Annotated in this window: 5 protein-coding genes and 1 pseudogene; 1 reads left to right on the top strand and 5 read right to left on the bottom strand. The window is 40.1% G+C overall.

Annotation, left to right across the window (positions count from 1 at the left end; translation table 11 throughout):
* Positions 1 to 323: pseudogene (locus E3K36_06460) on the top strand (IS1380 family transposase).
* 76 nt (positions 324 to 399) lie between these two features.
* On the opposite strand, the gene E3K36_06455 reads toward E3K36_06460, so the two are convergent.
* The 5 genes from E3K36_06455 to E3K36_06435 are packed head-to-tail and all read right to left on the bottom strand — an operon-like array spanning position 400 to position 5,763.
* Entirely contained in the window at positions 400 to 1,485 is a 1,086-nt protein-coding gene (locus E3K36_06455) for a xylose isomerase (GenBank protein MCF6154885.1), read from the bottom strand.
* Positions 1,486 to 1,493: 8 nt separating this feature from the next.
* Complete coding sequence (locus E3K36_06450; GenBank protein MCF6154884.1) at positions 1,494 to 2,699, bottom strand: 3-dehydroquinate synthase; 1,206 nt, start codon at positions 2,697 to 2,699, stop codon at positions 1,494 to 1,496.
* On the bottom strand, positions 2,660 to 3,961 hold the full coding sequence (locus E3K36_06445; GenBank protein ID MCF6154883.1) for an alkaline phosphatase family protein: 1,302 nt from the start codon (positions 3,959 to 3,961) through the stop codon (positions 2,660 to 2,662). Before E3K36_06445 ends, E3K36_06450 begins: the two co-directional genes overlap by 40 nt.
* 2 nt (positions 3,962 to 3,963) lie before the next feature.
* Positions 3,964 to 4,887, bottom strand: coding sequence for a hypothetical protein (locus E3K36_06440; GenBank protein ID MCF6154882.1), 924 nt, complete (start codon positions 4,885 to 4,887; stop codon positions 3,964 to 3,966).
* Entirely contained in the window at positions 4,888 to 5,763 is an 876-nt protein-coding gene (locus tag E3K36_06435; protein MCF6154881.1) for a hydrolase TatD, read from the bottom strand.
* Positions 5,764 to 6,000 lie beyond the last annotated feature (237 nt).

Genomic DNA, 6,000 nt, shown 5'->3' with positions numbered 1-6,000 from the left:
GGTTGTTTGATATCCCTGTGTATGAATATTTCTGTTACGTTACAACAGAACGGTTAAGTCCGATAGAAGCGCATCGCTCGTATGGAAAGAGGGCAACCTGTGAGACGTGGATAGAAGAGTGCAAGGGTCAGATGAATGCGGGGCATTTACGCACGGGTGAGTTTTTAGCCAACGCGGCGTTATTTCAGTGTGCGGTGTTGGCGTATAACCTCTTGAAGTGGATGTCTCTGCTCACAGAAGGAGCAGTACAACAGTGGGAAGTAAAAACGATGAGACTGTGGCTAATCCGCGTTGCAGGGAAATTGACAAAAGGAAGCAGGCAGTAGTAATATGTACATGTTTCTGTGCAAAGATATTAAAGAGTTTTTGGTTTTACAAATCTTTCCATGAGACAACACTTTACGACTCTCCCTGTTTTACATTAAAATTACTTCGTCCGTTAAGAATCCAGTTAAATTCAGCACAAATTGACTCTGTTACATCAATATTTTTAAAGGGCATGCTTTTAAATGTGTAAGTTTCTATCTCAAGCACCTTCTCAGCCCAGCAACATTCTTCAAAAAAACTTTTGTTTAAATCAAATGATGTTGTTTCTAACCCATTCCAATCTTCAAAATAGAGGGGGGTATGGAAATGAATACGCCACTCACCCATTGGATTTTCCTTGAGAGCCGCTTCTAAGTCCGGAAAACGAAGTAATGTACCTTGAGAAAGCACACGTGTCTGATGCAAGTATGGGCTATTAAGGAAAGGTTTGAATAAGGTATGATATTCACGCCTTGGTGACACACGCAGGATGCTGGAAATTTGTATCTTCGGAACCTGAATATCGGCTTCTTTCATCTTGATAAGCGCGTTTGTTGGATTTTCAAATGCGCAAGCAATATGGCATGTATCAAGGCAAATACCAAGAAATTCTAGAAAAGAACCTTTGCCTAACTTTCGGATAACATTCCACAAACGGAGAGCATCCATAGTGGTTTCAAGATAACAATCCGGTTCGGGCTCCAGGCACAGTACGATTGTTTTGCCGGTTTCGGCTTTTATACGTGACAATTCTTCCGTGGTTTCAAAGATGTTCTCAAGTGATCCTTCCGGTAGCTTTTTACCATAACAAACAGGTACAGTGCTTATGCTTCCGACCATTCCCTCCGGCAAAAGAATTGCGAGTAATCTTGCCAGCCGTTTCGTGTATGTCACGCGTTCCGGCTGTGACCAATCGGGCAGATACACGTTTTCTTTTATTATGCCATTGTGAAATTGTCCATATGGAAAACCGTTGATGGTTGCAACATACATATCCCTGCGGACGAGATATTCTTTAAATTGCAGCGCCAGAGGCGCCAGTTCTACCGAAGCTAAGTTAGAAAGTCGAAGCCCCAGAGCGAAAGGATTATCAGGGCATATTTGTTGTTTTATCACACAAGCGTACTTATTGATTGCCTCAATAGTTTCATTCCAGGTTTCTGCGGGATGTATGTTCATACAATATGTTAGATGAGAGCCATTCCAACGCACAATAAGTCTTTCCTTTTTCGTAATCCGTCAATAGCATTGCTGATCAGGTTAAGTGAAATATTGTAAATTTCTGTTTTTTCCCCTAGACCATTGGGCATTGTTATGGTAAAGCATTCCCCCTGATGCCTTTTAAACTCACCCATTCCTTTAAAAAGCGCCAATGTACCTATTTTAACATTATCGAGAACTTCATGCCAAAGTGAAAGACCGCATTGCTCCATAGTTTCAAGGGCAAATTCACATTCTTCTTTACTGAGTAAGCCCAATTGTACGGAACAAAGAAGGTCTATTGCAATGCCTATTGCAACTGCTTCACCATGCCGTAATTTAAAATCAGTTAAAATTTCCAAACGATGGGCTGCCCAATGCCCGAAATCAAGGGGTTTCTCGGTTCCCGTTTCAAATGGGTCTCCCGAGTTTCGTATATGGTCCATGTGGAGGCGGGCACAGTGTTTAATAATATACTCTATTGTTTTTTGGTCTCTCTGCAAAATATCATTAGCGCTTTTTGCTAAATAATCCAGGAACGCTTTATCTTTTATAATGGCAACCTTAAAGGCCTCGGCGATACCGGATATCCAGTCTTTTTGTCCCAGTGTTTGAAGGAAATCAAAATCATTTATTACCGCCCATGGAGGAGCAAACGTACCGTAATAATTTTTTTGCCTAAAACGATTCATGCTGTTTTTTACCCCAATACCAGAATCTAGTTGAGCTATTACTGTTGTCGGTATTCTTATGAGGCGAATGCCACGATGTATTATTGCGGCAGCGAAACCAACCGCATCCAACACCGCACCGCCTCCAATAGCTGCAATGTAAGACTGTCGACATAGTTCTGTTTTTTCTACAACATGTCCCACATAGTCAAGTATAGAAAGGTTATTTTTAATTGATTCACCGTGTTGGACATAGTAGACGGATGATGCCAGCTGTACACGGCTGTTGTGGTGGGAGCACCAATTGGAAATAGATTTTTCTAAATCATGCCAGTACGCTTGCAGTCCATCGTCGACAAAAAATACGATCTTAGCAATATCCCCTTCAAGCACATTCAAAAGTGTGCAATTTGAGGGGGAAAATACTTTCGTGGTAAAAAAAACAGGGTAAGAAAAATTCACCGTAAAAGAGTTGCAATAATTCAATGCTTGAACCTCCTGTCTAAATATAGGTTTTTTAATCCACGAGAAAGCCCGATGATATGCTCTGGTGCACTCTCAAATTCTAACGTAGACGCCCATATCGCATTTGAAGAAGCATCGATAATTCCATGGGAGCCTTTAATCCTTGAATTATCAGTTGATATAGAAAAGGGCCATTTCCCATAAAAGAGTTCGCAAGGATCGTAACCCGGTTTGTTATGTATATCAATGTGTGTTGCATAATCTGGCGCCTCGACTTTATTAGTCCACCATGGATAGGCAAACCAGGCGTCTTTCTCTGCTACCAAAATAAGCTCTCCGGCCCGTTGATGATTAATCCTCGCGTCTTTTTTCCCCATTTCGTCGAGAATCCGGGCAACACCAGGTAATTTATACAAAAGGTCTTTAACAGGGATAATGTTGTTTTCGTTTTTTATTATAATATGGGCAATCTGATGATCCACAACCGCAAAGGCTTTGCTTGAATAATAATCGGGATATGTCATGCCCTTAACAGTACGCAAAGCCAAAAACCCTTTTTCACGCAAGATAATGTTCGGGAAAATTGCTTTAACTGCGGGTGTTATTGCGTAATCACTATAAGCAAGGATGTCGTAATTGCATTCCTCTGCCGCTAAAAACAATTTTTCCAATAGATATTTAAGCTCATTAAACGCCTTGGTCGCTTTGCTAGAACTGTGTTCGTTTTTTTGAAGAACGTAATCAAGATGGGGCAAATATGTTAAAAGAATATCCGGGGCAATTGTGCGCATAATTTCTTCAGTTGCTTCGGATATCCATTGGCTTGATTTTAACGAAGCTAATGGTCCCCAGTAATGTTTAAGATCAAAGGAATAGCCTAATTTGCGTTTTAAAGTATGGTAAAGGTTTCCGGGGCGAGAGTAGCAATCCTGTATCATACCGCCGCGATGTTTATGGATTGGCGCGGGAGAAAGGATCACATCGGATTCATCGCCAATGCTTTGTTGCCAGAACAGTTGCCCTACCGTTTTCCCTGATTTACGGAAATTATCCCATATTTTGACGCCTTCTACAAGAAACGCTGATTGTTCCCAGAAATACGGGCGTCCAAATTCACGGGAAAAAAATCCATTACCGACAATACCATGCGATTCAGGAAATGCTCCCGTTCGAAAAGAAGCTTGGACGGTACAAGTTACTGCGGGAAAAACACTCCTGATCGGTTGAAAAATCAGAGAGCCGATCTTAGGCACTTTATTTTGTTTCAAAAAGAAATCATGCCCCAGCCCGGCGATCTGAACGACCAATAATTTTTTCATCACTAACTACCCGCAAACTTCCGTCCTGTTATTTTACTAAGAGGCCACAAAACATAAAGCATTACAATAAACACTAGCGATTCAGGCAAACATAAAAGAATAAATGCCACCTGTATTGGTATGAGAGAACGAATAAAATTCCCGATTGCCTCTTGCATAAAAGAACTCTGGAGATTTATTCTCATAGAAAAAGAGCCCATGAAAACGCTGCTAATGGCAACCATAATACCAGCCATGGCAATCCAATGAATTCCGTTTTGAACAAGCATCACAGTAAACCCGATAATGAGAATAATTGGCGGAAGCCAACGCACGATACCTTGCGGCGCCCTGTCCGCTTCATGGTAAGCAGCCAGAGAGATTGCCGTTATATAACAAACTTCAACAATCGTCATGCTCCAAATTCGGGAGGGAACATTTGGGATGAATACAGATGCACCTAAAAAAATATTCATGCCACGACAGAGTCCCAGAATAATAAAACCAATTCCTGGAATATGTTTTGCCAGAAAATTGTAAAAAAACACTAACAAAGCCAATAAACTAACTAAGGCTAGGGTATTTTTCCCAACAAACGCCGCAATTATGAGTGCAAACATTCCAATACATATAGCCACTATTAAGGCAGTATTACGCTTTATCTTCCCGGAAACAAGAGGTCTGTTGGGTCGTTCGATTCGATCAATATTAACATCGAAAAAATCATTAAGCAAAATCCCAAAAATATAAAGCGCAAGAGAAATAACCATAATTGTAAAAATAATGTATGCATTCGGATTCTCTCCCAAAGGCATTGCTATTAAATATCCAACAAGAATATCCCCTGGTATAGTAAACAAATTTGGTAATCGTATCAGGGCAAACCACGTAAGGGCAATATTTCCTATATTCTTATATATTTGTTTTATATTGCCAATGTTATTCAATTATCGCTGATACTCTGATACAGGTATAGGAACTAAACCAAAATTTGGTTTCCAATTTACAGAATGGCTGTAAAGTTCATTGGCATGATCATATGCCAATTTGCGGATTGTAGTATCATCATGACCATCCTTCTGAAGACAACTTATTACCTTGATCAGTGAGAGTGGATCTGAGACACCCCAATCTGCTGAACTGTTAACAATTATTCGCTCTAACCCGAATTTCTTTATAATAGACGATATTCTCATCGGATCTAGCTTTGAATATGGGTATACTGTAAGCCCACAAAAGCAATTGGTCTCCCTGCTGATTGGCATACTGTCCTCAGTATTATGGTCTATAACAATCCTTTCTTGTGTAACACCTTCCGCTTTGATGATGTCGACAATGATTCTTGTGCCTTCAACCTTATTTAAATGCGGTAGATGTACAATTATAGGCATTCTACGTTCCTCAGCCATGAGCAGCTGTTTCCGAAATGCAATTATTTCCTTTTCAGTATTTTTGTTTAATCCAATTTCACCAATAGCGACGCACCGTGGATGATCGATATATTCCTCTAATCCCTCAATTACCTCATTTGCAAGGTTTATGTCTTCAACTTCTTTTGGGTTAATTGAGATGGCGGCGTAATGGTCTATTCCAAATCTTGCAGCTCTAACCGTTTCAAACTCGAGTATATGCCTAAAAAAATCAAAAAAAGTGCCAGCATAACGCCGTTCGCTTCCTAACCAAAAAGATGGTTCTACTACAACCCTAAAACCGGCATTGTGCATTGCGGTATAATCGTCGGTCGTTCTGGAGTACATATGGATGTGGGGTTCAATTATATCCATTTTTGATTCTTTATTAACTTTCAATTTCTTTATAACCACGGTAGAGTTTCTTTATTGTAGAGGCGGCTTTACTCCATCTGTTAATCAATTTAAATGTACAATCTCTAATAAAATTTCTGTAGCCTTATTAGGTTTTGTACTCGTTTAGTGTTTTATCTCTTGGCAAATTGGATTTTAAAAAACAGCGCACTCCATTTACCCCGCTCAATAGAACTATATCTCTCTGGGCTATTTTATCCTATAAAATTGTGCTCCATTCGTCTGGGAATTGATTTG

The sequence above is a fragment of the Candidatus Brocadia sp. genome, from assembly GCA_021646415.1.
GTDB lineage: Bacteria > Planctomycetota > Brocadiia > Brocadiales > Brocadiaceae > Brocadia.
Note: the sequence above shows the minus strand (reverse complement) of the source record. Positions and strands in the feature narration are given on the sequence as shown.